Raw genomic sequence first — 966 nt, 5'->3', positions numbered from 1 at the left:
GAAAAAGACTACGGCCGCTGCGACGTGCTGTGGATTTCGATCGGCTTCCTGACGTAAAAATTGACCAATTATTCAAACTAAACAAACGAAAAAAGAGGTGAGCAATGAGCCGTTTTCTGGGTGAGATCAAACAACTGGGCTACGTCGTCGAAGACATACAAGCGGCAATGAAATACTGGAGCGAAGTGCTGGGCGTGGGCCCGTGGTACTACATGGAGCGCGTGCCGCTGAAGAACTATCGCTACAAGGGCGAGCTGCAAGACATCCATTCGTCGGTGGCGCTGGCCAACTCCGGCAACGTGCAGGTGGAACTGATCCAGCAGCGCAACGATGCGCCGTCGATGTACCGGGATTTCCTCAAGGCCGGCCGCACCGGCTTGCAGCATCTGGCCTACTGGACCGAAGACTTCGACAACGATCTTGCGCGCCTGCTGGAAAAGGGCTGGAAGGTCGGCATGAGCGGTGAAGTCGGCGAGCGCGGCCGCTTCGTTTATTTTGAGACCGAATACCATCCCGGCACCGTGATTGAGCTGTCGGAAATTGCCGGCCCCAAGGGAACGGTGTTCCGCATCATCCGCGAATCGGCTGAAAACTGGGATGGCAGCGATCCGGTACGCACCTTCCCCGATCTGAGCAAGATGTGATGGCGGATGCGATGGACGACAATCGTTTTTACGCGGATTACCTGATCGAAACGCCGCTTGATCCCGTGCAGGTCGCAGAGGTCATGGCAGGCGAGCAATCCTGCGGCACCTTCGTGCGCGTGCAGGGCGAGACTGAACAGCTGCGCGAACGCGCGCGCGCCGTCGTGGTGTCGGTGGAAGAGCTCGGCAGCGTGGCGACGCCGAGCCTGCCCAACGCCTGGCAGCAACGCCAGAACATGCAGGGGCCGTGGCGTCGCGCCAGGGTGCGAATTTCCTTCCCGATCGACAATGTCGGGGCCAACCTGCCGACGCTGGCGGCGAC

Annotated in this window: 1 protein-coding gene and 1 pseudogene; both read left to right on the top strand. The window is 59.6% G+C overall.

Translation table 11 applies throughout. From position 1 onward, the window contains the following. Positions 1-104: 104 nt before the first annotated feature. On the top strand, positions 105-644 hold the full coding sequence (locus tag HLUSI_RS0104035; protein ID WP_016832757.1) for a VOC family protein: 540 nt from the start codon (positions 105-107) through the stop codon (positions 642-644). A gap of 11 nt (positions 645-655) precedes the next feature. Next, positions 656-966, top strand: a pseudogene (locus HLUSI_RS26865) (ribulose 1,5-bisphosphate carboxylase); the annotation flags it as partial.

The sequence above is a fragment of the Herbaspirillum lusitanum P6-12 genome, assembly GCF_000256565.1.
Lineage (GTDB): Bacteria > Pseudomonadota > Gammaproteobacteria > Burkholderiales > Burkholderiaceae_D > Herbaspirillum > Herbaspirillum lusitanum.
The sequence above is the reverse complement of the archived record's forward strand: the minus strand, read 5'-3'. Positions and strand labels throughout refer to the sequence as shown.